Annotated in this window: 28 protein-coding genes; 7 read left to right on the top strand and 21 right to left on the bottom strand. The window is 67.9% G+C overall.

Annotated elements, in window-relative coordinates; translation table 11 throughout:
* Positions 1-21 precede the first annotated feature (21 nt).
* Positions 22-561 (bottom strand): DUF3833 domain-containing protein, encoded by a 540-nt coding sequence (locus tag AB6A65_RS06730; RefSeq protein ID WP_371037590.1) that lies wholly within the window; start codon positions 559-561, stop codon positions 22-24.
* Positions 562-679: 118 nt separating this feature from the next.
* Here AB6A65_RS06730 and ttcA point away from each other — a divergent pair, with 118 nt between their 5' ends.
* From ttcA to AB6A65_RS06765, 7 genes are all read left to right on the top strand, one after another.
* Positions 680-1,546 (top strand): tRNA 2-thiocytidine(32) synthetase TtcA, encoded by an 867-nt coding sequence (gene ttcA, locus AB6A65_RS06735; RefSeq protein WP_371037591.1) that lies wholly within the window; start codon positions 680-682, stop codon positions 1,544-1,546.
* 76 nt (positions 1,547-1,622) lie between these two features.
* Positions 1,623-3,158 (top strand): putative bifunctional diguanylate cyclase/phosphodiesterase, encoded by a 1,536-nt coding sequence (locus tag AB6A65_RS06740; protein WP_371037592.1) that lies wholly within the window; start codon positions 1,623-1,625, stop codon positions 3,156-3,158.
* A 192-nt stretch (positions 3,159-3,350) separates the two neighbouring features.
* Complete coding sequence (gene yidC / locus AB6A65_RS06745; protein ID WP_371037593.1) at positions 3,351-5,177, top strand: membrane protein insertase YidC; 1,827 nt, start codon at positions 3,351-3,353, stop codon at positions 5,175-5,177.
* Complete coding sequence (locus AB6A65_RS06750) at positions 5,174-5,917, top strand: MOSC domain-containing protein (RefSeq protein WP_371037594.1); 744 nt, start codon at positions 5,174-5,176, stop codon at positions 5,915-5,917. Before yidC ends, AB6A65_RS06750 begins: the two co-directional genes overlap by 4 nt.
* Complete coding sequence (gene yihA, locus AB6A65_RS06755) at positions 5,914-6,567, top strand: ribosome biogenesis GTP-binding protein YihA/YsxC (RefSeq protein ID WP_371037595.1); 654 nt, start codon at positions 5,914-5,916, stop codon at positions 6,565-6,567. The genes AB6A65_RS06750 and yihA overlap by 4 nt, the downstream gene beginning before the upstream one ends.
* Before the next feature lie 55 nt (positions 6,568-6,622).
* On the top strand, positions 6,623-7,531 hold the full coding sequence (gene argB, locus AB6A65_RS06760) for an acetylglutamate kinase (protein ID WP_371037596.1): 909 nt from the start codon (positions 6,623-6,625) through the stop codon (positions 7,529-7,531).
* 18 nt (positions 7,532-7,549) lie between these two features.
* Positions 7,550-8,041: a histidine phosphatase family protein gene (locus tag AB6A65_RS06765; RefSeq protein WP_371037597.1), complete on the top strand. Its 492-nt coding sequence runs from the start codon at positions 7,550-7,552 to the stop codon at positions 8,039-8,041.
* Positions 8,042-8,056: 15 nt separating this feature from the next.
* Here AB6A65_RS06765 and AB6A65_RS06770 read toward each other — a convergent pair whose 3' ends face one another.
* The 20 genes from AB6A65_RS06770 to rplF form a co-directional block, all read right to left on the bottom strand.
* A complete protein-coding gene (locus tag AB6A65_RS06770) occupies positions 8,057-8,863 on the bottom strand; it encodes an amino acid ABC transporter ATP-binding protein (protein ID WP_371037598.1) in 807 nt (268 codons plus the stop codon).
* A gap of 13 nt (positions 8,864-8,876) precedes the next feature.
* The gene (locus AB6A65_RS06775) at positions 8,877-10,187 is read right to left on the bottom strand and encodes an amino acid ABC transporter permease (protein WP_371037599.1); all 1,311 of its coding nucleotides are present in this window, start codon (positions 10,185-10,187) and stop codon (positions 8,877-8,879) included.
* A 1-nt stretch (position 10,188) separates the two neighbouring features.
* A complete protein-coding gene (locus AB6A65_RS06780) occupies positions 10,189-11,403 on the bottom strand; it encodes an amino acid ABC transporter permease (protein WP_371037600.1) in 1,215 nt (404 codons plus the stop codon).
* A 133-nt stretch (positions 11,404-11,536) separates the two neighbouring features.
* On the bottom strand, positions 11,537-12,553 hold the full coding sequence (locus AB6A65_RS06785; RefSeq protein WP_371037601.1) for an amino acid ABC transporter substrate-binding protein: 1,017 nt from the start codon (positions 12,551-12,553) through the stop codon (positions 11,537-11,539).
* A gap of 204 nt (positions 12,554-12,757) precedes the next feature.
* Positions 12,758-13,471: an ATP12 family chaperone protein gene (locus tag AB6A65_RS06790; protein WP_371037602.1), complete on the bottom strand. Its 714-nt coding sequence runs from the start codon at positions 13,469-13,471 to the stop codon at positions 12,758-12,760.
* Positions 13,468-14,148 carry an HAD-IA family hydrolase gene (locus AB6A65_RS06795; RefSeq protein ID WP_371037603.1) on the bottom strand — a complete coding sequence of 227 codons (681 nt, stop codon included), beginning with the start codon at positions 14,146-14,148 and terminating at the stop codon, positions 13,468-13,470. The genes AB6A65_RS06790 and AB6A65_RS06795 overlap by 4 nt, the downstream gene beginning before the upstream one ends.
* Positions 14,145-15,188 (bottom strand): RluA family pseudouridine synthase, encoded by a 1,044-nt coding sequence (locus tag AB6A65_RS06800; protein WP_371037604.1) that lies wholly within the window; start codon positions 15,186-15,188, stop codon positions 14,145-14,147. The genes AB6A65_RS06795 and AB6A65_RS06800 overlap by 4 nt, the downstream gene beginning before the upstream one ends.
* Positions 15,185-15,562 carry a fluoride efflux transporter CrcB gene (gene crcB, locus AB6A65_RS06805; protein WP_371037605.1) on the bottom strand — a complete coding sequence of 126 codons (378 nt, stop codon included), beginning with the start codon at positions 15,560-15,562 and terminating at the stop codon, positions 15,185-15,187. Before crcB ends, AB6A65_RS06800 begins: the two co-directional genes overlap by 4 nt.
* Positions 15,563-15,626: 64 nt before the next feature.
* Positions 15,627-16,961 (bottom strand): replication-associated recombination protein A, encoded by a 1,335-nt coding sequence (locus tag AB6A65_RS06810; protein ID WP_371037606.1) that lies wholly within the window; start codon positions 16,959-16,961, stop codon positions 15,627-15,629.
* 258 nt (positions 16,962-17,219) lie between these two features.
* On the bottom strand, positions 17,220-17,639 hold the full coding sequence (gene rplQ / locus AB6A65_RS06815) for a 50S ribosomal protein L17 (RefSeq protein WP_371037607.1): 420 nt from the start codon (positions 17,637-17,639) through the stop codon (positions 17,220-17,222).
* Between the two features lie 112 nt (positions 17,640-17,751).
* Positions 17,752-18,768, bottom strand: a complete 1,017-nt coding sequence (locus AB6A65_RS06820) for a DNA-directed RNA polymerase subunit alpha (protein ID WP_371037608.1) — start codon at positions 18,766-18,768, stop codon at positions 17,752-17,754.
* Between the two features lie 119 nt (positions 18,769-18,887).
* Positions 18,888-19,280, bottom strand: a complete 393-nt coding sequence (rpsK, locus tag AB6A65_RS06825; protein WP_371037609.1) for a 30S ribosomal protein S11 — start codon at positions 19,278-19,280, stop codon at positions 18,888-18,890.
* A 15-nt stretch (positions 19,281-19,295) separates the two neighbouring features.
* Complete coding sequence (rpsM, locus tag AB6A65_RS06830; RefSeq protein ID WP_371037610.1) at positions 19,296-19,664, bottom strand: 30S ribosomal protein S13; 369 nt, start codon at positions 19,662-19,664, stop codon at positions 19,296-19,298.
* Between the two features lie 157 nt (positions 19,665-19,821).
* Positions 19,822-20,502 (bottom strand): adenylate kinase, encoded by a 681-nt coding sequence (locus AB6A65_RS06835; RefSeq protein ID WP_371037611.1) that lies wholly within the window; start codon positions 20,500-20,502, stop codon positions 19,822-19,824.
* On the bottom strand, positions 20,499-21,863 hold the full coding sequence (gene secY, locus AB6A65_RS06840; RefSeq protein WP_371037612.1) for a preprotein translocase subunit SecY: 1,365 nt from the start codon (positions 21,861-21,863) through the stop codon (positions 20,499-20,501). Before secY ends, AB6A65_RS06835 begins: the two co-directional genes overlap by 4 nt.
* 106 nt (positions 21,864-21,969) lie before the next feature.
* Complete coding sequence (gene rplO / locus AB6A65_RS06845) at positions 21,970-22,443, bottom strand: 50S ribosomal protein L15 (RefSeq protein WP_371037613.1); 474 nt, start codon at positions 22,441-22,443, stop codon at positions 21,970-21,972.
* A 151-nt stretch (positions 22,444-22,594) separates the two neighbouring features.
* Positions 22,595-22,783, bottom strand: coding sequence for a 50S ribosomal protein L30 (gene rpmD / locus AB6A65_RS06850; protein WP_371037614.1), 189 nt, complete (start codon positions 22,781-22,783; stop codon positions 22,595-22,597).
* Between the two features lie 12 nt (positions 22,784-22,795).
* A complete protein-coding gene (gene rpsE, locus AB6A65_RS06855; protein ID WP_371037615.1) occupies positions 22,796-23,371 on the bottom strand; it encodes a 30S ribosomal protein S5 in 576 nt (191 codons plus the stop codon).
* A 52-nt stretch (positions 23,372-23,423) separates the two neighbouring features.
* On the bottom strand, positions 23,424-23,741 hold the full coding sequence (rplR, locus tag AB6A65_RS06860) for a 50S ribosomal protein L18 (protein WP_371037616.1): 318 nt from the start codon (positions 23,739-23,741) through the stop codon (positions 23,424-23,426).
* A 12-nt stretch (positions 23,742-23,753) separates the two neighbouring features.
* A complete protein-coding gene (gene rplF, locus AB6A65_RS06865; RefSeq protein WP_371037617.1) occupies positions 23,754-24,287 on the bottom strand; it encodes a 50S ribosomal protein L6 in 534 nt (177 codons plus the stop codon).
* Positions 24,288-24,289 lie beyond the last annotated feature (2 nt).

Here is a 24,289-nt window from a genome sequence, read left to right on the forward strand (position 1 = left end):
TGTCGCTATGCGCCGGGCCTCTCAGCGGCGTTTTTCGAAGGTGATGACGACCTGACCGATCGGCACGCCGAAACGCCGCATGTAGGCGATGTTGAGAAGCCGGTCCTCGCTCAGAAGCCACATCCAGTCGTCGAAACTCACGCGGAGCGTCTCGGCATCGCCGTTCGCGCCCGGGACCGGCAGGTCGATGGTGTAGCGCCAGTTGAAGGTATCGCCCCGCTCCTCGCCGAGCGCCGCACCGATCACGCCGGGCGCCGTGCCGCGCCAGGTCTGCGGCCCGGTCTTGACCAGCTCCCAGACGCGACGCTCGGTGGAACCGTCCTCGTAGACGAAATCCTCCACGAGCGTCAGCGTCCGGCCGTCCCAGCGCCCGTCGATCTCGACCTCGAAACGGCGGCGCACCGTGCCGAACACGTCCTGGAATTGCCCGTAGGCCACCAGCTCGCCGTCGAAGAACCGCTCGAGGTCGAGCGCACGGTCGCTGAGCTTCGGGTCGTCGAGCGACGGACGCCCGGCGCAGGCGGCGAGGAAAAACAACGAGATCAGGGCAAGAAGGCGCATGGTGGCTCCGCAGGGCTGGGCTTTCTCTTGGAACATAGCGGACCGGGCGGCAGCGGCGAGGCCGCGTCGCCCGCATCCGGCGCTAGGCAGAGGCCGCGAGATCGGGTAATCGGCAGGCATGAAGGACACCGCCGACGACATCCACCCGCTTTTCGCGGGCGCACCGCAGAGCACCGAGTTCCGCAAGCTGCGCAAGCGCATCGTGCGCCAGGCGCGCGAGGCCGTGGAACAATACGGTATGGTCGAGCGCGGCGCGCGCTGGCTCGTCTGCCTGTCGGGGGGCAAGGACAGCTACACGCTGCTCGCCGCGCTCACCGAACTGCAATGGCGGGGGCTGTTGCCGGTGGATCTGCTGGCCTGCAACCTCGACCAGGGCCAGCCGAATTTTCCGGCCACGGTGCTGCCCGCCTTTCTCGAGCGGATGGGCGTGCCGCACCGGATCGAGTATCAGGACACCTATTCGATCGTGACCGACAAGGTGCCCGAGGGCCAGACCTTCTGCGCGCTCTGTTCCCGGCTCCGGCGCGGGCACCTCTACCGCATCGCGCGGGAGGAGGGATGCTCTGCGGTGGTGCTCGGCCACCACCGCGACGACATCCTCGAGACCTTCTTCATGAACCTCTTCCATGGCGGGCGCCTCGCCACCATGCCGCCCAAGCTGGTGAACGAGGAGGGCGACCTTTTCGTCTACCGCCCGCTCGCCCATGTGGCCGAGGCGGACTGCGACCGCTTCGCGCGCGCGATGGATTACCCGATCATTCCCTGCGACCTCTGCGGCAGCCAGGACGGCCTTCAGCGGAGGCAGGTGAAGGCGCTTCTGGACGGCTGGGAAAAGAACAGCCCCGGCCGCCGGCAGGTGATGTTCCGGGCGCTGATGAACGCGCGGCCCTCGCATCTTCTCGACCCGCGGCTCTTCGACTTCGCCGCGCTCGAGCGGCGCGGCCCGGCCGGGGAGGAGCCCGGGGAAATTCCCGTCCTGCGTTAACGTGCTGATGACGAAACGCCCCTAGGCTGTATCCGTCGCGTCTATGCGCGTGACGGAACACCTGGGAGATCGCAGCATGGCAAAGCGCCGCCGGACCGACCTTGTCGCCTTCGCGCGCCGGATGTGCCGCGGGCTGGAGGGGCCGCAGTTCCTCGCCTTCATCCCCGCGCTCTCGCTCGCTGCCTTCTGGCTTGGCGGAGAGGGCGCGCTGGTCTCGGTCGCGCTGGCGCTTCCCGCTCTCTATTGCGCGCTTGGCGCGATCTCCCGGTCGGGCTCGGTCGGGCTGGACCGTCTCACCGGGCTGGTCGAGCGGTCGGAATTCCTGCATGCGCTCGACCATGCCCTTGCCACCGCCGCCGCAGAGGGCAGCCAAACCGCCTGCGTCGTGCTCGAGATCGACGATTTCGCCGATTTCGGGGCCCGGCATGGCGACGCCGCCGCCGAGGAAGTGCTGCGGGCCGCGGCCGACAGGCTTCGGGGGGCGTTGCGCACCGGCGACACCCTCGCCCGGATCGGCGAAGCGCGCTTTGCCGTCGCCTGCGCGCCCGCGCCCCGCCTCGATCTGGAAGCCGCGATCCAGCTTGCCGCACGGCTTCAGCGGGCGGTGGAGCAGCCCGTCCCGCTCGACGCCACGTCGATCTACATGACGGCGTCGGCGGGGTTCTGCCTCGCCGCCCGGCTGCCAGGCTCGGCCGCCGAGGCGCTCACCGAAGCCGCCAGCGTGGCACTGGCCGAGGCGCAGGCGGCGGGCCCTGCGGGCATCCGCGCCTTCGCCCACGGCATGCCGCGCCGCGCTAAGACCGGGGTGGCGGGTGCAGAGGTCGCGGCGGCGCTCGAGGCGGGACAGATCGTTGCTTGGTTCCAGCCGCAGATTTCCACGGAAACCGGCCGCATCAGCGGTTTCGAGGCGCTGGCGCGCTGGACGCATCCCGAACGCGGGGCGGTGCCGACTTCGGAATTCCTTCCCGCGCTCGAGTCGGCGGGGCTGATGGCGCAGCTGGGAGAGACGATGCTCTATCACGCGCTGACCGCCCTGCGCGCCTGGGATCGTTCGGGGTTCGACGTGCCGCGCGTCAGCGTGAACTTCTCCGCCGCCGAGTTGCGCGACCCGCGCCTGCCCGACCGCATCGCGTGGGAGTTGGACCGTTTCGGCCTCGACCCCTGCCGGCTCGGGGTGGAAGTGCTTGAGACCGTGATCGCCCGCTCTCCCGAAGACGCGACGACGCGCGGCATCCGGGCGCTGGGGCGGATGGGCTGCGCCGTGGACCTCGACGATTTCGGCACCGGGCATGCCTCGATCACCGCGCTGCGCCGCTTCGATGTGAGCCGCGTCAAGATCGACCGGTCCCTCGTCGCCAAGTGCGACCGCGATCCCGAGCAGCAGCGCATGGTGATGGCGATCCTGTCCATGTCGGAACAGCTCGGGCTCGACACCCTCGCCGAAGGGGTCGAGACGGCGGGCGAACACGCCCTTCTGGCCCAGCTCGGCTGCGGCCATGTGCAGGGCTATGCGATCGCGAGGCCGATGCCCTTCGAGCAGACATCGGAATGGATCGCCAGCCAGACCGCCCGGGTGGAGGCCGCGCCCTGGGTCGGCCGGAACGTGGGCTGACATCGGCCCGCCCTGCCCGGGCAGCCTACGCAACTGTCCGCGCCCGAGCTCGCCCGGCGCCCCGTCCGCGCGGCGAATGCCCGCCGCCCGACAGGGCGGCCCTTTACCGCGCCGGCCCGATTCACCTTGACCTTTCGGCCCACGGTCTGTTGAACCCTGCACTGCATCAGACGTTACCGGGGCCGGTGTTTCATGGACGATCAGAACAAGAACCTCATCCTTGCGACCGCGCTCAGCTTCGGCGTGATCCTGATCTGGTTCCTGCTGTTCCCGCCGCCCGAAGAGCGGCCCGTGCCCGAGACCGCGCCCCAAGCCGCCTCTTCCGAGACCCCCGCGCCGACAGACCCGGTCGCCACCGCCCCGGCCCAGGCCCCGGCCGCCTCCGCCGGTGACGGCGGGGAGGCCGTCGTCGAAAGCGCCGCGAGCGCACCGCGCGTTTCGGTGGAAACCCCGCGCCTCAGCGGCTCCATCTCGCTTCAGGGCGGCCGGATCGACACGCTCGCGCTCAAGGACTACCGCGAAAGCGTCGATCCCGGCTCTGCCACCGTTGACCTGCTGGCCCCCGTGGGCAGCGCGCAGGCCTATTACGCGCTCTACGGCTGGGCGCCCGGCAGCGGACTGGGCCTCGAGGACGTGCCCGGCGCGAACACGCCGTGGGAACTCGTCTCCGGCGAGCGCCTCGCGCCCGGTAGTCCGGTCACGCTCCGGTGGGAAAACGGTGCGGGCCTCGTCTTCACCCGCGAGATCGCGATCGACGACGACTACATGTTCACCGTAACCCAATCCGTCGCGAACGAGGGCGCGGGGTCTGTGACGCTGGCGCCCTACGGCATAATCGCCCGGCACGGCAGGCCGGAGAACCTGAAGAACTTCTTCATCCTGCACGAGGGCGCGATCGCCATGGCCGATGGCAAGCTCTCGGAAATCGACTATGGCGACATGGAAGATTTCGACTTCGACCCGCGCGAAGCCGCGCGCGCCGAGGTGATGCAGGTCGCCGAGGATGGCTGGATCGGCTTCACCGACCATTACTGGATGACGACGCTGATCCCCGAGGCCGGAAGCGCCTTCAAGGCCACCGCCAAGTACGACGACGCGCGCAACATCTACCAGACGGAGGCCGTGCTGCCCACGGAGCGGCTCGGCCCGGGCCAGTCCGTCACCCGCACCACGCGTCTTTTCGCCGGCGCGAAGGAATGGGATACGATCCGCGACTACCAGCGCGAGGGCGTCGACCGTTTCATCGACTCCATCGACTGGGGCTGGTTCTTCTTCCTGACCAAGCCGATCTTCTGGCTGCTGCACGAGATCAACCTGATCATCGGCAACATGGGCTGGGCGATCATCGGTCTGACACTCATCATCAAGGCGGCGCTGCTACCGCTCGCGTACAAGTCCTACGTCTCCATGGCGAAGATGAAGGAGCTTCAGCCGGAGATGGAGAAGATCAAGGAGCGCACCGGAGAGGACCGGCAGAAGTTCCAGCAGGAGATGATGGAACTCTACAAGAAGGAAAAGGTGAACCCAGCCTCCGGCTGCCTGCCGATCCTGATGCAGATCCCGATCTTCTTCTCGCTCTACAAGGTGATCTTCGTCACGATCGAACTTCGGCACGCGCCCTGGTTCGGCCCCTTCCGCGACCTGTCGGCCCCGGACCCGACCTCCATCGTGAACCTCTTCGGCCTGCTGCCCTGGGCCGCGCCCGAACCCGGCTCGCTGCTCTCGCTCGTCTTCATCGGCATCCTGCCAATCCTGCTCGGCGTGTCCATGTGGCTTCAGCAGAAGCTGAACCCGGCGCCCACGGACCCCACGCAGAAGATGATCTTCGCCTGGCTGCCCTGGGTCTTCATGTTCATGCTCGGCAGCTTCGCAAGCGGCCTCGTCCTCTACTGGATCGCCAACAACGCGATCACCTTCGCGCAGCAATACGGCATCATGCGCAGCCAGGGCTACAAGCCCGACGTGCTTGGCAACATCCTCTCGGGCTTCCGGAAGAAGGCGGAAGAGGACGGAAAATGAGCGGGACGGTCGCCAGTCTCTGGCGCCACCCGATCAAGAGCCACGGGCGCGAGGAGGTCGACGCCGTGACCCTCGTGGCCGGGCGCACCATGCCCGGCGATCGAGTCTGGGCGGTAGCCCATGATGCGTCGCAGGCGACAAGCGCGGCATGGGCGTCCTGCGTCAATTTCACCCGAGTCGCCAAGGCGCCCGCGCTCATGGCCGTCACGGCGCGCTACGACGAGGCCGCGGGCACCGTCACGCTCACCCATCCTGAGCGAGCCACGCTCGCCTTCGACCCCGACGCCGAGCCGGAAGCGCTCCTCGACTGGGTCGCACCGCTGATGCCCGCCGACCGTGCCGCGCCGGCCCGGATCGTGCGCGTGCCGGGTCGCGGCATGACCGACGGCGATTTCCCCTCGGTGACGCTGTGCAACCTCGCTTCGCACCGCGCGGTGGAACAGCGGATCGGCCGCCCGCTCTCGATCCACCGCTGGCGCGGCAACATCTGGATTGATGGCCTGGCGCCCTGGGAAGAGTTCGACTGGATCGGGCGCGAGGTGCAGCTTGGCGACGCGGTGCTGCGCGTCCGCGAGCGGACCGACCGCTGCCTCGCCACCGCCGCGAACCCGGAGACCGGCCGGCGCGACGCCGACACGCTGGGCGCGCTGGACAGCTGGGGCCACCGCGATTTCAGCGTCCGCGCCGAGGTTCTCAGGGGCGGCGCCGTCGGGCCGGGCGACCGCGTGGCGCCGCTTTGACCGCCCTGCCCTTCCCCCTCGCCGACGCGCCCGAGCCCGACGCGGCGGAACGCGGCCGCAAGCTCTTCGCGGGGCCGATCGAGTTCCTGAAAGGTGTCGTCGCGATGGATGGGCTGCCGCCGGACGACCGGGTGGAGATCTGTTTCGCCGGTCGCTCGAACGTGGGAAAATCGTCGCTCATCAACGCGCTCACGAACCGCAAGGGGCTGGCGCGGGCCTCCAACACGCCCGGCCGCACGCAAGAGATCAACTACTTCACCCTCGGCGACGGCCACTACCTCGTGGATCTTCCGGGCTACGGCTACGCCGAGGCGCCGGTCAAGATCGTCGCGCGCTGGCAGAGCCTGCTCAAGACGTATCTCGCCGGTCGGGCGAGCCTGCGCCGCGCCTTCGTGCTGATCGACGCCCGCCATGGTGTGAAACCCGTGGACGAGGAGATCATGAGCCTTCTCGACGGCGCGGCGGTCACGTTCGAGGCCGTGCTCACCAAGGCCGACAAGATCAAGCCGAAGGACCGCGAACGCGTTCTGGCGCAGGTGCGCCAATCGCTGACCCGTCACCCGGCGGCGTTTCCCGAGATCCTGCTCACATCCTCCGAGACCGGCGAGGGGCTCGCGACGCTCCGCGCGGTCGTGGCGGGACTGGCCTAGGGGCCTTGCGCCCGGCGGCGGGCGCGGGGATAACGCGGCGCGAGGAGGTCCGCCCATGACGCAAAGGGAAATGACCAGCGACTGGATCGCCACCGCGCGCACGCTGAACCAGGCGCTGCCGATGCTTCAGCGGTACGACGGTGCGGTGGTCGTCATCAAGCTTGGCGGGAATGCCATGGGCGATGACGAGGCGATGGAAAGCTTCGCGCGCGATGTCGTTCTGATGCGCATGGTCGGCGTCAACCCGGTCGTCGTCCATGGCGGCGGGCCGATGATCAACGCGATGCTCGAGAAGCTGGGCATCGTCTCGGAATTCGTCGCCGGCAAGCGCGTGACCGCCAAGCCCACCGTCGAGGTGGTCGAGATGGTGCTCTCCGGGCTCGTGAACAAGCGCATCGTCCAGGCGATATGCAGCCAGGGCGGAAAGGCCGTGGGGCTTTCGGGCAAGGACGCGTCGCTGATGGTCTGCGACCAGGCCGACGCGAGCCTCGGTTTCGTCGGCACCCCGGCCCAGGTGAACGCCTCTTTCCTGCGCGATCTCTTCGACAAGGGGATCATACCGGTGATCGCGCCGCTCGGCGCGGGGCGCGGCGGCGAGACCTTCAACGTCAACGGCGACACGGCGGCCGGCGCCATCGCGGCGGCGCTGGAGGCCGACCGCCTGCTGCTGCTGACCGACATCGAGGGCGTGAAGGATGCCGAGGGCGAGGTGCTGAGCGAACTTTCCGCGGAGGCGATCCGTGGCATGATCCAGACCGGGGTCATCGCCGGCGGCATGATCCCCAAGACCGAGACGGCGCTCGCCGCAATAGACGGGGGGGTTCGCGGGGTGGTGATCCTCGACGGTCGGGCGCCCAATGCCTGCCTGCTGGAACTTTACACGCAGCACGGCGCGGGCACGCTGATCCGGCCCGCGCAGCGCGTCGGGCGTGAGCCGGCCGCGCCTCCGCCCCCGCGGTCATGACGTGAAAGGCCCCGCCCGATGACCCGCCGCCTGATCCTGATCCGTCACGCCAAGTCGAGCTGGGGCGATGCCGCGCTCGCCGATCACGCCCGGCCGCTCAATGACCGCGGGCGCCGGTCAGCGCCGCTCATCGGTCGCTGGCTGCGGGAACGGGGCTATCTCCCCGACGAGGTGCTTTGTTCCGACGCGGTCCGCACCCGGGAGACCTTTGCACGGCTCGGGCTGGACGTGCCGGTGACGTATGTTCCCGCGCTCTATCATGCCGAGGCGTCGGACATCCTGGAGACGTTGCGAACCGCGCATCGCCGTGTCGTCGCGATCATCGGGCACAATCCCGGCATGGCCGAGTTCGCCCGTCGCATCGTTGCCCTGCCGCCCGACCACCCGCGCTTCGGCGATTATCCGACGGCGGCCACGCTGGTGGCCGACCTCGACACGGACGACTGGGAAAATGCCGCCTTCGGAACCGCGGGAGCGGTCGATTTCGTGGTTCCGCGGGACCTGGAATAGTCCCGCGGCGGGCTTTCAGTGGCCGAGGATCTGGCTCAGGAAGAGCTTGGTCCGCTCGTTCTGGGGGTTCAGGAAGAACTCTTCGGGCTCGTTCTGCTCCACGATCTGGCCTTCGTCCATGAAGATCACGCGGTTGGCCACCTGGCGCGCGAAGCCCATCTCGTGGGTGACACAAAGCATCGTCATCCCTTCCTCGGCGAGCTCGATCATGGTGTCGAGCACCTCCTTGATCATCTCGGGATCAAGCGCGGAGGTCGGCTCGTCGAAGAGCATGATCCGCGGCCGCATGCAGAGCGAGCGCGCGATCGCCACGCGCTGCTGCTGCCCGCCCGAAAGCTGGCCGGGATACTTGTCGGCCTGTTCGGGGATCTTCACCTTGGTGAGGAAGTGCATCGCCGTTTCCTCGGCCTCGCGCTTCGGGATCTTGCGCACCCAGATCGGCGCGAGGGTGCAGTTCTCGAGGATCGTGAGATGCGGGAACAGGTTGAAGTGCTGGAACACCATCCCGACCTCGGACCGGATCTTGTCGATGTTCTTCACGTTCGAGGACAGTTCCGTCCCGTCCACGACGATGCGCCCGGCCTGATGCTCCTCCAGCGCGTTGATGCAGCGGATCAGCGTGGACTTGCCGGAGCCGGAGGGCCCGCAGACGACGATGCGTTCGCCGCGATAGACGGTGAGGTCGATGTCGCGCAGCACGTGGAACTGGCCGAACCACTTGTTCATCTTGCTGATCTCGACAGCGATCTCGTCCGACACCGCCAACTGCGAGGCGTCGACGCCGGACAGGTTTTCGGGATGGGGCTGGGAAAGATCGGTCATCGGGTCTGGTCCCTTATCGACGGTCGGTCTGCAGCTGACGCTCCAGCCACTGCGAGGATTTCGAGATGCCGAAGCAGACGACGAAGAACAGCGCCGCGGCGAAGCCGAAAAGCTCCCAGTAGACGCCGTTCCAGTCGGTCGAGGCGAGGATCGGGCCGCGGATCATCCCCACGAGGTCGAACATCGAGATCACCGAGACGAGCGTGGTGTCCTTGAAAAGTCCGACCGCGACGTTGACGATTCCGGGGATCGAGATCTTCAGCGCCTGCGGCAGGATGATGAGGCGCATGGCTTGCGGATAGTCGAGCCCGAGCGCGTCGGCGGCCTCGTACTGCCCCTTGGGCAGCGCGGCGAGGCCGCCGCGGATCACCTCGGCGATGTAGGCCGAGGCGAACATGGTGATCATGATGATCACGCGCAGGATCAGGTCGAACGTCGTGTTGGGCGGCAGGAAATAGGCCAGAACCACGTTCGCCACGAACAGAAGCGTGATGAGCGGCACACCCCGGATGAACTCGATGAACACCACGCAGATCCACTTGATGATCGGCATGGAGGATTGCCGCCCGAGCGCGAGCGCGATCCCGATGGGAACCGAGAGCGACACGCAGACCGTGCCCAAGATGAGGTTCAGCATGAACCCGCCCATGTCGCGCGACGGCACGGCCAGTAGCTCGATGCCGAGCGTGCTCGCAAGCACCGGCGTCACGAAGTTGCCGACGACCAGCCAGAACGCCACGGCCGCGGCGATCGCGCCGAAGAACCCGACCGCGAAACTTGCGGCCACGAAACGCTGGAACACGAGGTACCCGACGAAAAGGCCCGCCGCCGCGGTGACCGGCACCCAGACCGAGCCACCCCAGATCAGCCAGTAGCCGAGGAAAGGATAGATCGCCGTCAGAACCAGCAACTGGCGGGGCGCCTTCGGGAAGAGCACGGGCGCCAGCGCCCCGAAGAGCAGCAGCAGCGCGAGGTTCGGACGCCAGTATTCGCTCGACGGGTAGGTGAAGCCATAGATGAGTTGCGGCCAGCGCTCGCGCAGCACCGCCCAGCAGGCCCCGGATTCCCCGGCGAGGATCTCGCGGCACTCCCTCAGGCTCGATGCGGTCCAGACGCCGTTGAACATCCACGGGATCGTCGCCGACAGCAGCCAGTAGATGACGTAGAGCGACAGCAGCGTGACGATGCTGTTCGGGATCGAGGAGAACAGGTTCTCCCGCACCCATTTCACCAGCCCGGCCTCGGCGATGGGCGGCGGCGCGGCCGGGATCGGCTCCTTGCGGACGAAGGCGAGCTGCGCGGCCTGAGCGTGCGTGTCCGACATCTCAGCGCTCCTTCAGCTTCACGGCGTTGTTGTAGACGTTCATCACCGCCGCGATGCCGAGCGAGATGAGGAGGTAGAACAGCATCAGCAGAAGGATCGACTCGATCGCCCGCCCCGTCTGGTTCAGCGTGATGCCGCCCAGCGTCCCGGTGATGTCCATGTAGCCCACCGCGATGGCGAGCGAACTGTTCTTGGTGAGGTTGAGATACTGCGAAATGAGCGGCGGGATGATGATGCGAAGCGCCTGCGGCAGCACCACGAGCCCCATGATGCGCTTCGGGCGCAGGCCGAGCGCCGCAGCGGCCTCGGTCTGGCCGCCGCTGACCGCCTGGATGCCGGCGCGCACGTTCTCGGCGATGAAGGCGCCGGTGTAGACGGCGAGCGCGAGCCACAGCGCGATCAGGGATCCGCGGACCTGGATCCCGCCCTGGAAGTTGAAGCCGCGAAGCTCGGGATTCTCCAGCGTGATCGGCCGGCCGAGCAGGAAATAGGCCAGGAGCGTCGGCAGAACGAGGATCGCCAGCGACGGCCACAACATCGGCAGAAGCTTCCCGGTATCGTAAAGCAGCTTCGTCGCGTAGCGGCGGTAGTAGAACACGCCGGCGATCGAGGCGAGCAAGACGGCCAGCACGGCCGTCGATCCCGGTTCCAGGATCGGCTTGGGCACGTAGATGCCGCGGTTCGTGAAGGCGAAGGCATCGAACAGCATGGATGCCTGCGGATCCTCGCCCCTGTAGGCACTCGGCGCCGGCAGCGCCGCCGTCATCACGAAGAAGATGATCAGGATCCAGATCAGCACCGGCACGTTGCGGAAGATCTCGACGTAGATCGACATCAGCTGCGCCACGAGCCAGTTCTTCGACAGCCGCGCCACGCCGGCGGTCACGCCGATAAGCGTCGCCGTAAGGCATCCGAGGAAGGCCACGATCAGCGTGTTGAGCACCCCGACGAATGAGGCGCGCATGTGGCTGTCCTGGTTTTCATAGGGAATCGGGCGCTGGTTGATGTCGTAGCCCGCAGGCTGGCCCAGGAACTCGAAGGAGATGTCCTGGCCGAGAAGGGCGAGGTTCCGAACGAGGTTCATGCCCAGCCAAGACATGAACGCGATCAGAAGCAGCAGCGCGATGAACTGGAACGTGTAGGAACGATACCGCGTGTCGTTCAGCAGCATCGACAGACGGAACGACTCCTGCGGCGGGTCGGTCACTGTGGCCATCCGGATTTCCCTGCTGCGCCGGACTCGACCCGTCGGCGGGGTTCGCCCGCTCCTGCGATCCGGCAAGTTTTTCGAAACGTGGCGTCAAGAGGGGAAGGACGCGGGGTTTGCCCCCGCGTCCTTCAGGTTCGACTTAGCGGAACGGGGGGGCGTAAAGCAGTCCGCCCTCGGTCCACTGCGCGTTCAGCCCTCGCGCGAGGCCGATCGGGGTGTTTTCGCCGATGTTCTTCGCGAAGATCCCGCCGTAATTGCCCTCGGCCATGATGGCGCGCTTGGCCCAGTCCGCGTCGAGCCCGAACATCTCGCCGAGGTTGCCCTCGGTGCCGAGCATGCGGTTGATCTCGGGGCTGTCGGTTCCGTTCGACAACTCCTCGATGTTGGCCGAGGTCACGCCGTACTCTTCCGCGGCGATGAGCGCGTTGAGCGTCCAGCGCACGATCTCGCCCCACTGGTTGTCGCCGTGGCGCACGAGCGGGCCGAGCGGCTCTTTCGAGATGATCTCGGGCAGGATGACGTGATCGCCCGGATTCTCGAAGGTTGCGCGCGACGCGGCCAGGCCCGACGCATCGGTCGTGTAGGCGTCGCAGGCGCCGGCATTGTACTGCTGAAGCGCCTCGGCGTTGGTCTCGATCGGCACCGGCTCGTAGTTCATGTTGTTCTTGCGGAAGAAGTCGGCAAGATTGAGCTCGGTCGTGGTGCCGGTCTGGATGCAGACCGTCGCCCCGTCGAGTTCCATGGCAGAGGAAACGCCAAGCGCCCGCGGAACGATGAAGCCCTGACCGTCATAGTAGTTGATGCCGGCGAACTCGAACTTGAGGTCCACGTCGCGCGTGAAGGTCCAGGTGGTGTTGCGCGCCAGCATGTCGATCTCGCCCGAGGCGAGCGCGGTGAAGCGGGTCTTGCCGGTCGTCGGCACGAATTCGACCGCGGTCGGATCGCCGAGCACGGCGGCCGCGACAGCGCGGCACACGGCCACGTCGAAGCCTTCCCACTCGCCGTTCGCGTCCGGCGCGGCAAACCCCGCGAGGCCCGTGGTCACACCGCAGTTCAGCGTGCCGCGCGCCTTGACGTCGTCCAGCGTGGCGGCGGCCGAAGCCCCGGCTGCAAGGCCGGCAACGGTCAGCGCGCCGAGAAATACGGATTTCTGCATATTTACCTCTTCTGATAAGTCCGCCCTGTTGTGCGGGTCGTCCGGCTCACAACGGCCGGGTTTCCTTTGCTGAAAGAGGCTGCCCCCCTTTCAATGGCAACGAGTTTGGTCGGATTCATCAACGAAGGTCAAGGCAAACGTCAGAACTTCTGAACGATGGACGGCGAAGTCGGCATCCGGTCCGCCTCTTTTCGGGGCACCGGCTCAACCGGCGCGGGCTAGCTCGAGAAAACGATGCGCTTCCAGAAGCTGGGCGCGCCTGGCGTCCGCCGCCGCGGCGGCTTCGGCATCCTCGCCCCATCGTTCCTGCTGCCAGGTTTCGTCGATGCGCGAGAGCGCCCAGACCCGTTCCGGCGTCACCTCTCTGGCCGAGGCGGCAAGGCCGAGGACCAGCGATCCGGAGATCGTAACCAGATCATGCAGCGCCACCAGCTCGAACGCGTCGTGGCGCTTCACCTCGCCGCGCAGCGCGGCGAGGCTCGCTTCGGGTTGGGCGACATGCATCACGCCGGTCGCGGCGGAAAGCGGCGCGCCGAGGCGGGCGCGCGCCCAGTCGAGCATCGGATCCCAGCCCTCGGCCTGCCGTCTCGCCAGTTCCTCGGGCGTGTCGGCGCGATAACACAGAAGATCGGTGGCGCCATACTCGCAAAGCATCGCGACGACCTCGGCGCGGTGCGGCACCACCCGGTCTATCGCGGAATTGGCGGCGCGCGTCACGGGCATCGCGCGCGGATTGATGACGTCGGACTGCGCCTCCCACTCCTCGGCCATCGCCTCGGCCAGCGCCGCGTTGGGCAGCACGAGCGGCGCCTTGGCCGGCGTCCGCACGGGCCGCCCATCCAGCGTCACCTCGTAGCCCGCGTCGGTCGCGATCGCCTCGGCCCGCGTCCAGAATCGCTTCGCCGCCCAACCCGTCATGCCGCCTCCCAAAGCGCGGAAATGGCGCGGGGCAGCTCGGAGAAACGGCCCACCACGTGATCCGCGGCACGAAGACGCACCGGGGCGTGGTAGCCCCAGCCCACGCCGATCGCCCGCACGCCCGCGGCGCGCGCCATCTCCATGTCGTATTCCGTGTCGCCCACCATGACCGCGTCGCGCGGCGCGACACCCGTTTCGTCGAGCGCGGCGCGCAGCATCGACGGATGCGGCTTCGAGGGGTGGTGATCGGCCACTTGCCGCGTGACGAAGAAGGACGAGAGGCGATGGGCCCCGAAGAGCACGTCGAGCCCGCGCGCCGACTTCCCCGTCGCCACCCCGAGAAGGGTGGACGGCTCGCCGTGCAGCGCCTGAAGAGCCTCGCGCGCGCCCGGGTAAAGCGGCGAGGTCATCGCCACGTCCTCTCGCGCGCGCTGACCCGCATAGGCCTCGCGGTACCAGCCCGCCAGGCGCGCATGATCCTGCGCCGAAAGGTCGGGCACGAGCCGCGCCATCGCCACCTCCAGCGACAGCCCGACGATGCCCAGCACCTCCCCGCGCGGCGGGACGGGCAGCGCCGCCCGGCCGAAGGCCGCGTCCATCGCGGCGAGGATGCCCGCCTGGCTGTCCACCAGCGTGCCGTCCACGTCGAAGACCACGAGGCGGGGCGCGTCCGTCATGCCGTCTCCTCGAAGGGGTCTTGGGGGGCGTCCGCTTCGGACCAGCCCAGCATGGACCAGGTGCGGCGCATGTGTTCGGGAAGCGGCGCCGTGATGGAGAGACGCGCGCCCGTCACCGGATGGGTGAGCGCGATGGAGCGCGCGTGCAGGTGCAGCTTGCGGCTGACCTCGCCGCCGAGCTGCGCGCCCCAGCCGTCGCCCAGGTTCTCCTGCCCGCCGCCGCCATACTTGCCGTCACCCACGATCGGGTGGCCGAGTTCCGCCATGTGCGCCCGAAGCTGGTGCGTCCGCCCCGTGACAGGGACGAGCGCCACCCAGGCCGCGCGTTTGCCGAGCGCCTCGATCACGGCATAATCCGTCGTGGCGCGCTTCGCGCCGGGCGTGGCGTCGATGTCGCCGGGATGCACGCAGCGCATCTTCTCGCCCTCACCCTTCGCGCCGTGCCCCGGCGCCTTCACGAGCCCGTAGGAAATCGTGCCCATGCGCGGCTGCGGCACGCCCGCCACCGCCGCCCAGTAGATCTTGCGCGCCTCGCGGGCACGGAACGCCGCGGTCAGTCCCGCGGCCACCGCGCGGCTGCGCGCCATCAGCAGCACGCCCGAGGTATCCCGGTCCAGCCGGTGGACGAGGCGCGGTGCCTCGTCCGCGTCGAAGCGCAGCGCCTCGGCCAGCGCGTCGACGTGGCGGCGCTGCCCGCTGCCACCCTGCACCGCAAGGCCCGGCGGCTTGTTGAGCGCGAGGATATGCGAGTCGCGCCAGATCACCGCCTCGCGGATCATGCGCGCGTCCGCCTGGGAGATCTCGGGCGCGGGCGCGGGTGGCGGCGCACCGGGGTCGGGCAGCGGCGGGACCCGCACGCTCTGCCCGGCGGCGAGGCGGGTGGCCGCCTTCACGCGGCCGCCGTCGACACGCAGTTCGCCCTTGCGGCACATCTTCTCGATGCGGCCCTGCGTGACCTGCGGGAAATGCCGGCGAAGCCACCGGTCGAGGCGCTGGTCGGCATCGCCGGGCGCGACGGTGATATGCTGAACGCCGCTCACGCGAGCACCCCCCGCGCGGCCCATGCCCCGGCGACGATCGCGCCGAGCGACAGCGTGACCGACCCCGCGACATAGGCCAGCGCCGTGCCCGTCTCGCCCCGTTCCCAGAGCGTCAGCGCGTCCAGCGAAAATGCCGAGAAGGTCGTGAAGCCGCCAAGCACGCCCGTCACGACGAAGGGCGCGATGCGGGTGGCCGGGAGGTTGGCGAGCACGATGACGAGGACCCCCATGAGAAACGACCCCAGGACATTTACCGAGAGCGTGCCCCAAGGAAAGCCCGTGCCGAACAACCGCAGCGCAGCGAGGACGGTAAGATACCGCGCCGCGGCCCCCACCGCGCCGCCAAGCGCGACCTGCATCAGCGTCAGCATCATGGCCGGTCTGTCGCGCGGCGTCCCGCCCTTGTCAAGCGCCCGCGGCGGGCGGCCTCGCGCGCGTTCACGCCTCGCCCGCGCGCCTGGCACGCAGCCGCTCGAACCAGTCGAGCCGCTTGCCGAGCTCGCGTTCGAAGCCGCGCTCCACGGGGGCGTAGAACGCCTCCCGCTCCATCTCGTCGGGGAAGTAGTCCTGGCCCGAAAAGGCATCCTCGGCATCGTGGTCGTAGGCGTAGCCCGCCCCGTAGCCCTGCTCGCGCATAAGCTTCGTGGGCGCGTTCAGGATGTGCTTGGGCGGGGGCGCCGAGCCGGTGGACTTCGCGGCGCGCCGCGCGGCCTTGTAGGCGCTGTAGGCCGCATTCGACTTGGGCGCGAGGGCGAGATAGAGCACGGCCTGCGCAAGCGCCAGCTCGCCCTCGGGGCTGCCGAGGCGCTCGTAGGTCTCCCAGCCCTGAAGGCAGACCGCCTGGGCCTGCGGATCGGCGAGGCCGATGTCCTCCACCGCCATCCGCGTGATCCGCCGCGCGAGGTAGCGCGGGTCCTCGCCGCCCTCGAGCATCCGCGCGAGCCAGTAGAGCGCCGCGTCGGGATCTGACCCGCGTACCGACTTGTGCAGCGCCGAGATCAGGTTGTAATGCGCCTCGCCCGACTTGTCGTATTGCGCGGCCCGCCGGGCGAGCCGGTCGGCGAGCGCGTGCGCGTCGAGCTTGCCCTCGACCTTCCACGCCATCACCTGTTCGATGAGGTTGAGGGCGGCGCGCCCGTCGCCGTCGGCCATCTCGAGCAGCGCCGCGCGTGCGGGCCCGTCAAGCGGCAGCGCGCGGCCGAGCACCGCCTCCGCGCGTTGCGCGAGGCGCTCTAGGTCGGCGAGCGAAAGCCGTTCCAGCACCAGAACCTGCGCGCGCGACAGAAGCGCGGCGTTGAGCTCGAAGCTCGGATTCTCGGTCGTCGCGCCGACCAGCAGGATGGTGCCGTCCTCCATGTGCGGCAGAAAGCTGTCCTGCTGCGCCTTGTTGAAGCGGTGGATCTCGTCGACGAACAGAAGCGTGCGGCGACCGCGCGCCTTCGCGGCCTCGAAAACCTTCCTGAGCTCCGCGACGCCGGTGAAGATCGCGCTGATCTGCACGAATTCCAGATCGGTTTCGGAGGCCAGAAGCCGGGCGATGGTGGTCTTGCCGACGCCGGGCGGCCCCCAGAGGACCAGGGACGACAGGCTTGCCGCCTTCAGCATCGCGCCGAGCGGCGCCTCGGGGCCAAGGATCTGTTCCTGCCCGATCACCTCCGAAAGGCGGGCGGGCCGCATCCGGTCGGCAAGGGGCCGGCCCGCACCAGTCCCACCGGCCGTGTTTTCCCCCGTCCCGGCGTCTGAAATAGGAGAACTGTCGAAGAGGTCACCCATGCCGGTCAGGCCCCGAAGCACCGGCGCGATGCCGGGCGCCCGGGTTTCCGCGCGGCGGCGCGACACCGCGCGGGACGGCCCGAGACCCGGCCTGCATCCCGATTGCGAGCCGGGACGCTGGCCGCGCCGGAACGGGGCGCGCCGGGGCGGCAAATGCTGTGGGTATGGTCGGTCGGAGCGTCACGACGTGGATATGCGCGCGCTTCCGGCCCGATGCAAGCGGCCCCGCCACCCGGCGAGGCCGCGGCATCGTCGGGCTCAGTCCTCGGCGGCCTCTTCGGCGGCGAGGCGGGCGCGGTCGGCCGCGCCCTTGGCGTCGGGATCGCGGTCGACGAGTTCGACGATCGCCATCGGCGCCATGTCGCCGTAGCGGAAGCCCGCCTTCAGAACGCGGACGTACCCGCCCTGCCGCTCCTGGTAGCGGGGGCCGAGCACGTCGAAGAGCTTGGCGACGAGCGCCTTCTGCTTCAGCCGTGCGGCGGCCTGGCGGCGGGCGTGAAGGTCGCCGCGCTTGGCCAGCGTGATGAGCTTGTCGGCCACGCGCTTCAGCTCCTTGGCCTTGGGCAGCGTGGTCTTGATCTGTTCATGCTCGATGAGCGAGCCCGCCATGTTCGCCCAGAGCGCCTTGCGGTGCTCGTGGGTGCGGTTCAGGCGGCGGTAGCCTTTCGCGTGACGCATCGGTTCGGTCCTTTCGCTTTGTGCTTTGTCCGGGGCCCCATGCGTACGGGGCCCTCACCTTGGGGCGGGATTGCCCTTGTCCGGGCCGGCGGGCGGCGGGCGCCCGCGGACCTCAGAACGACTCCTCGAACTTCTTGGCGAGTTCCTCGATGTTGTCGGGCGGCCAGTCCTCGACGTCCATCCCGAGATGCAGGCCCATGCCCGAGAGCACTTCCTTGATCTCGTTGAGCGACTTGCGGCCGAAGTTCGGCGTGCGCAGCATCTCGGCCTCGGTCTTCTGGATCAGGTCGCCGATGTAGACGATGTTGTCGTTCTTGAGGCAGTTGGCGGAGCGCACGGACAGCTCGAGTTCGTCGACCTTCTTGAGCAGGAGCGGGTTGAACTCCAGCCCCTCCTCGTCGGATTCGCGGCCGGCGGATTCGGGCTCGTCGAAGTTGACGAAGATCGAAAGCTGATCCTGGATGATGCGCGCGGCATAGGCCACGGCATCCTCGGGGGTGACCGAGCCGTCCGTTTCCAGCTTCAGCGTCAGCTTGTCGTAGTCCAGCACCTGCCCTTCGCGCGTGGGCTGCACGTCATAGGCGACCTTCTTGACCGGCGAGTAGATCGCGTCGATCGGAATGAGGCCGATCGGCGCGTCCTCGGGCTTGTTCCGGTCCGCCGGCACGTAGCCCTTGCCGGTGTTGACGGTCAGTTCCATGTAGACCTCGCCACCGCTGTCGAGGTGGCAGATCACGTGATCCTTGTTGAGCACCTCGATCCCGGCGCTGTCCACGATGTCGCCGGCGGTGACGACGCCGGGGCCCTTGGCCTCGATCGTCAGCCGCTTCGGCCCCTCGACCTCCATGCGCAGCGCGACGCCCTTCAGGTTGAGAACGATGTCGGTCACGTCCTCGCGCACGCCCGCGACCGAGGAAAACTCGTGCAGGACGTTGTCGATCTGCACGGAGGTGATGGCCGCGCCCTGAAGCGACGACATCAGAACCCGGCGCAGTGCGTTTCCGAGCGTGAGGCCGAAGCCACGCTCCAGCGGCTCTGCGACCACCACGGCCTGCCGGGCGGGATCGTTGCCTGGCTTGATCTCCAGCTGGGGGGGTTTGATCAGCTCGGCCCAGTTCTTGTGGATCATGCGGTTCTCCTCAATTCCTGTCCGGGCCCCATGTCCGAAGGCCCGAACGCCCGAGGTTAAAATGACGTGGCGAGGCCGCACGACTGATGCGCGCGGCCCCGCGAAAAAGCGGCGATCCCTCAGACGCGGCGGCGCTTCGGCGGGCGGCAGCCGTTGTGCGCGATGGGCGTCACGTCGCGGATGGACGTGATGTTGAAGCCGATCGCGGCCAGCGCGCGCAGCGCCGATTCACGGCCGGAGCCGGGGCCCTGCACTTCCACCTCGAGGGTGCGCATGCCGTGCTCCTGCGCCTTGCGGCCCGCATCTTCGGCAGCCATCTGTGCGGCATAGGGCGTGGACTTGCGCGAGCCCTTGAAACCCATCGTGCCGGCCGAGGACCACGCGATCGCGTTGCCCTGCACGTCCGAGATCAGGATCTTGGTGTTGTTGAAAGAAGAGTTCACATGCGCCACGCCGGTGGCGATGTTCTTGGAGACCTTGCGCTTGCCTGTGCGGCGGGTATCGCGTGCCATCTGTCCTGCCCTCCCTTACTTCTTCTTGCCGGCGATCGGCTTCGCGGGCCCCTTGCGGGTGCGCGCGTTGGTGTGGGTGCGCTGACCGCGCACGGGCAGGTTGCGGCGATGCCGCAGGCCGCGGTAGCAGCCGAGATCCATCAGCCGCTTGATGTTCATCTGCACCTCGCGGCGCAGATCGCCTTCCACGGTGAAGTTGGTGTCGATGTGCTCGCGGATCGCCACCAGTTCCGAATCGGAAAGCTCGTTCACGCGCCGGCTCTCGTCGATGCTGGTCGCTTCGCAGATCGACTTGGCGGCGCTCGGGCCGATACCGTGGATGTAGGTGAGAGCGATCGGGACCCGTTTGTGGGTGGGGATATTGACGCCGGCGATACGTGCCACGTGTCCGTCCTTTCGTTGCGGTTCCGTAACTCCAGAACCTTTTTTCACAGCACTCGGCCCGCGGCTTTTGCCGACGGGCCGACGCGAAGAGGTGATCGTTGCAAACAGCCGGGACGACACCCGGCATGCAAAATGATTCTCGGTCGAGAGAGTTCGGTTAAGAGACTTCGGACCGAGGGTCAACCCCCGCCCCGGCGCGGCCCAGGACATCGGCGATCTCGGCCTCGACCTCGGCGATGTCGCCCAGACCGTCGATGCGGTGCAGGAGGTCCTTGGCATAGTAGTAGCCGATGAGCGGCGAGGTCTTCTTGTAGTATTCCATCAGTCGCTGGCGCAGGCTGTCCTCGTTGTCGTCGGCGCGCCGCTTGAACTCCGTTCCGCCGCAGACGGCGCATTTTCCGTCCTCCGGGATCGGCTTGCTGATGTCGTTGTAGACTTCGCCGCAGCTCGCACAGGTCGAGCGCGCCGTGATGCGCTCGATCAGCGCCTCGTCGTCCACCTGCATCTCGATGACCGCGTCGAGGCCTTGCCCCGTCTCCTCGAGCAAATCCCCGAGCGCGTCGGCCTGCGCGAGGGTGCGCGGGAACCCGTCGAAGATGAACCCCGGCGCCTCGGTCCCCTCCAGCTTTTCCCGGATGAGCCCGATCACGATCTCGTCGGTGACCAGTTCGCCGCGGTCCATCACCTCTGCGACCCGGCGCCCCATCTCCGTCCCGGAACTGCGCGCCTCGCGGAGCATGTCACCGGTCGAGAGCTGCACCATGCCGCGGGTCTCCACGAGATGGCGCGCCTGTGTGCCCTTGCCTGCTCCGGGTGGTCCGAGAAGTATGATGTTCATCGTCTCGCTGGCGCCTTCTTTCCGGGTTTCTTCTTGCCGCGTCCCCGCAGCTGCGACTTCTGGATCAGCCCCTCGTACTGGTGCGCGAGCAGGTGGCTCTGAATCTGCTGGACGGTGTCCATGGACACCGACACCACGATGAGCACCGACGTGCCGCCGAAGTAGAAGGGTATGGCCAGCTGCCCGCGAATGACCTCGGGCAGGAGACACACCAGGGCGAGGTAGCCAGAGCCGACCACAAGCACGCGATTGACGACGTATTCGAGATATTCGGACGTCTTCTTTCCGGGCCGGATACCGGGCACGAAGCCGCCCTGGTTCTTGAGGTTGTCGGCCACGTCGTCCGGCTTGAACGAGACGTTGAAGGTGTAGAAATACGCGAAGAAGATGATCATCGCGCCGAAAAAGGCGAGGTAGAGCGGCTGTCCGGGGCCGAAATAGGCCATGATCGTCGACATCACCGGCCCGGATTGCTGGCCCGAGCAGGTGCTGATCGTCGTCGGCAGCAGAAGCAGCGAACTCGCGAAGATCGCGGGGATCACGCCCGACGGGTTGACCTTCACCGGAAGGTGGCTGGTCTGCGCCTCGGTCATCTTCATGCCGACCTGGCGGCGCGGATACTGGATCGCGATCTTGCGCAACGCGCGCTCCATGAAGACCACGAAGGTGATGGTCGCCACCACCATGAGGATCACGCCCACGATCACGGCGGGGCTGATCGCGCCCGACCGGCCCGAGGCGAAGAACTGCGCCAGCGCCGCCGGAACCTCGGCGATGATGCCCACGAAGATGATGAGCGAGATGCCGTTGCCCACGCCGCGCGCGGTGATCTGCTCGCCCAGCCACATCAGGAACATGGTGCCGCCCACCAGCGTGATGACGCAGGCGGCCCGGAAGAACCATCCCGGGTCGGTGACCAGATCCCCCGCCTCGAGGCTGACGGCCAGGCCGTAGGCCTGCAGGGTGGCCAGGAACACCGTGCCGTAGCGGGTGTACTGGTTGATCTTCTTGCGGCCCTGCTCGCCCTCTTTCTTGAGCTGCTCGAGCTTCGGCACCATCGAGGCCAGCAGCTGAACGATGATCGAGGCCGAGATGTAGGGCATGATCCCGAGCGCGAAGATCCCCATGCGCCCGAGCGCGCCGCCGGTGAACATCGACAGCATGCCGCCGATGCCGGTGGAGGCCTGCTCCATGAAGTCGCGCAGCGCCTGCCCGTCGATACCCGGCACCGGGATATAGGTGCCGAGACGATAGACGATCAGCAGACCGAGCGTGAAAAAGATGCGCTGGCGGAGTTCGGTGGCCTTGGCCAGGGCGCCCCAGCTGGTATTGGCGGCCATCTGTTCGGCGGCGGAAACCATGCGGATCCCCATGTCAGGGCACCGCCGCCCAAAGCGTTTTCCAGCTCGGGCGGCGGTACGGAAAACTTCGGGTTATGTAATGGGCGCCGCGAGGCGCCACAACCCGTTATTCGGTCGCGGCGGGTGCCTGCAGCGTGACCGACCCGCCCGCGCCTTCCACGGCGGCGACCGCGGAGCGCGAGGCACCCGTCACCTGAAGCTCGAGCCTGGCGGTCAGGTCACCCTTGGCCAGCACGCGGACGCCGTCGAGCTTGCGCCGTACGAGGCCGGACGCGACGAGCGCGTCCTCGGTCACCGGCTGTCCGGCGTCGATCTTGCCCGCATCGACGAATTGCTGGATCGCGCCCAGGTTGACCACGGCGAAGCGCTTGCGGTTGGGCGCGGTGAAGCCACGCTTCGGCAGGCGCTGGTAGATCGGCATCTGCCCGCCCTCGAAGCCCTTGACGGCCACGCCGGAGCGGGATTTCTGGCCCTTGATGCCGCGCCCGGCGGTCTTGCCCTTGCCCGAGCCCGGGCCGCGCCCGACGCGCTTCTTGTTGTGCAGAGCGCCGGGATTATCGCGCAGTTCGTTCAGTTTCATGTCGCTTCTCCTTGGCCGGAACACCTCCCCGAAGCGCAGCGGGAGGGACACGGCATCAGCTGTTTCAGAGGGCCCGGCCTGTTTCGGCGCGAGCAGGCGTTTTGGAAAACGCCTGGACAAGGCCCGGGACGGGCCTTGTTCGAACCCGGCCTCAGCCGCGCTCTTCCACGATCTCCACGAGATGCGGGATCTTGGCGATCATGCCGCGCACGGAGGGCGTGTCCTCGAGTTCCCGTGTCCGGTGCATCTTGTTCAGTCCGAGGCCGACCAGCGTCTGACGCTGGCTGGCGGGACGGCGGATGGGCGAGCCCACCTGCTTCACGACAATGGTCTTGGCCATGCGATACTCTCCTTACGCCTCGGCGGTCTCGCCGGCCTCGGCCTTCGGCTGATCCTCCTTGTGGAGGATGTCGGCCACCTTCTTGCCGCGACGCTGGGCCACGAGGCGCGGGCTCTGCTGCTTTTGCAGCGCGTCCAGGGTGGCGCGGATCATGTTGTAGGGGTTCTGCGAGCCGTTCGACTTCGCGACCACGTCCTGAACGCCGAGCATCTCGAACACCGCGCGGACGGGACCGCCCGCGATGATGCCCGTGCCCTGCGGCGCGGTGCGCGTGACGATCTTGCCCGCGCCCCAACGGCCTTCCTGGTCGTGATGCAGCGTCCGGCCCTCGCGCAGCGGCACGCGGATGAGCCGACGCTTCGCCTGCTCCGTGGCCTTGCGGATGGCTTCGGGGACCTCCTTGGCCTTGCCCTTGCCGAAGCCCACGCGGCCTTTCTGGTCGCCCACCACGACGAGTGCCGCGAAGCCGAAACGCTTGCCGCCCTTCACCGTCTTGGACACCCGGTTGATCGCCACGAGACGATCGGCGAATTCCGGCGCTTCGTCGCGCTCGCGGCGGCCGCGGCCGCCATGGGGTTCTCTAGCCATATCCGTCTCCTCAGACCTTCAGGCCGCCCTCGCGGGCCGCGTCCGCCAGAGCCTAGATGCCACCGTGAAACAGGAAACCGCCACGGTCGAAGTAGCACTGGTCCGCACCGGCCGCCTTGGCACGCTCGGCGATCGCGGCGCCGATCTTCGCGGCAGCCTCCGTGTTGTTCTTGCCCACCACGCCGAGCGTCGCCTCGAGCGACGAGGCGGAGGCGAGCGTGCGCCCCGCCACGTCGTCGATGAGCTGGACGTGGATGTTCTTGTTCGAGCGATGCACCGAGAGGCGCGGGCGCCCCGAGTTCATCTTCTTGACCTTGTTCCGGACGCGCAGGCGGCGCTTCTGGAACAGTTGCCGTTTGCTGTTAGCCATTTCTGCGCGTCCTTACTTCTTCTTGCCTTCCTTCTGGAAGATATACTCGCCCTTGTAGCGGATCCCCTTGCCCTTGTAGGGCTCGGGCCGCCGCCAGTCGCGGATGTTCGCCGCGACCTGGCCGACGAGCTGTTCATTGAAGCCCTCGATCACGATCTCGGTCGGCTTCGGCGTCGTGACCGTGACGCCCTCCGGCACCGGGAAATCGACATCGTGGCTGAGGCCGAGATTGAGCTTCAGGGTGTCGCCCTGCGCCTGAGCGCGGTAGCCGACGCCCCGGATCTCGAGCTCCTTCTTGAAGCCGTCGCTCACACCCTTCACGAGGTTCGCGATGTTGGTGCGGCTCATGCCCCATTGCTGGCGCGCGCGCTTGGACTGACCACGCGGGCTGACGGTGATCTGCCCGTCCTCCTGCGCGATCGTCACGTCGTCGGTGGCCGTCCAGCTGCGGGTGCCCTTGGGCCCCTTCACCTCGACGGTCTGACCGCTGATCGTCGCGGTCACGCCCGAGGGAACGGCGACCGGCGGTTTTCCGATACGAGACATGC

It is taken from the genome of Rhodosalinus sp. FB01 (genome assembly GCF_041365715.1).
GTDB lineage: Bacteria > Pseudomonadota > Alphaproteobacteria > Rhodobacterales > Rhodobacteraceae > Rhodosalinus.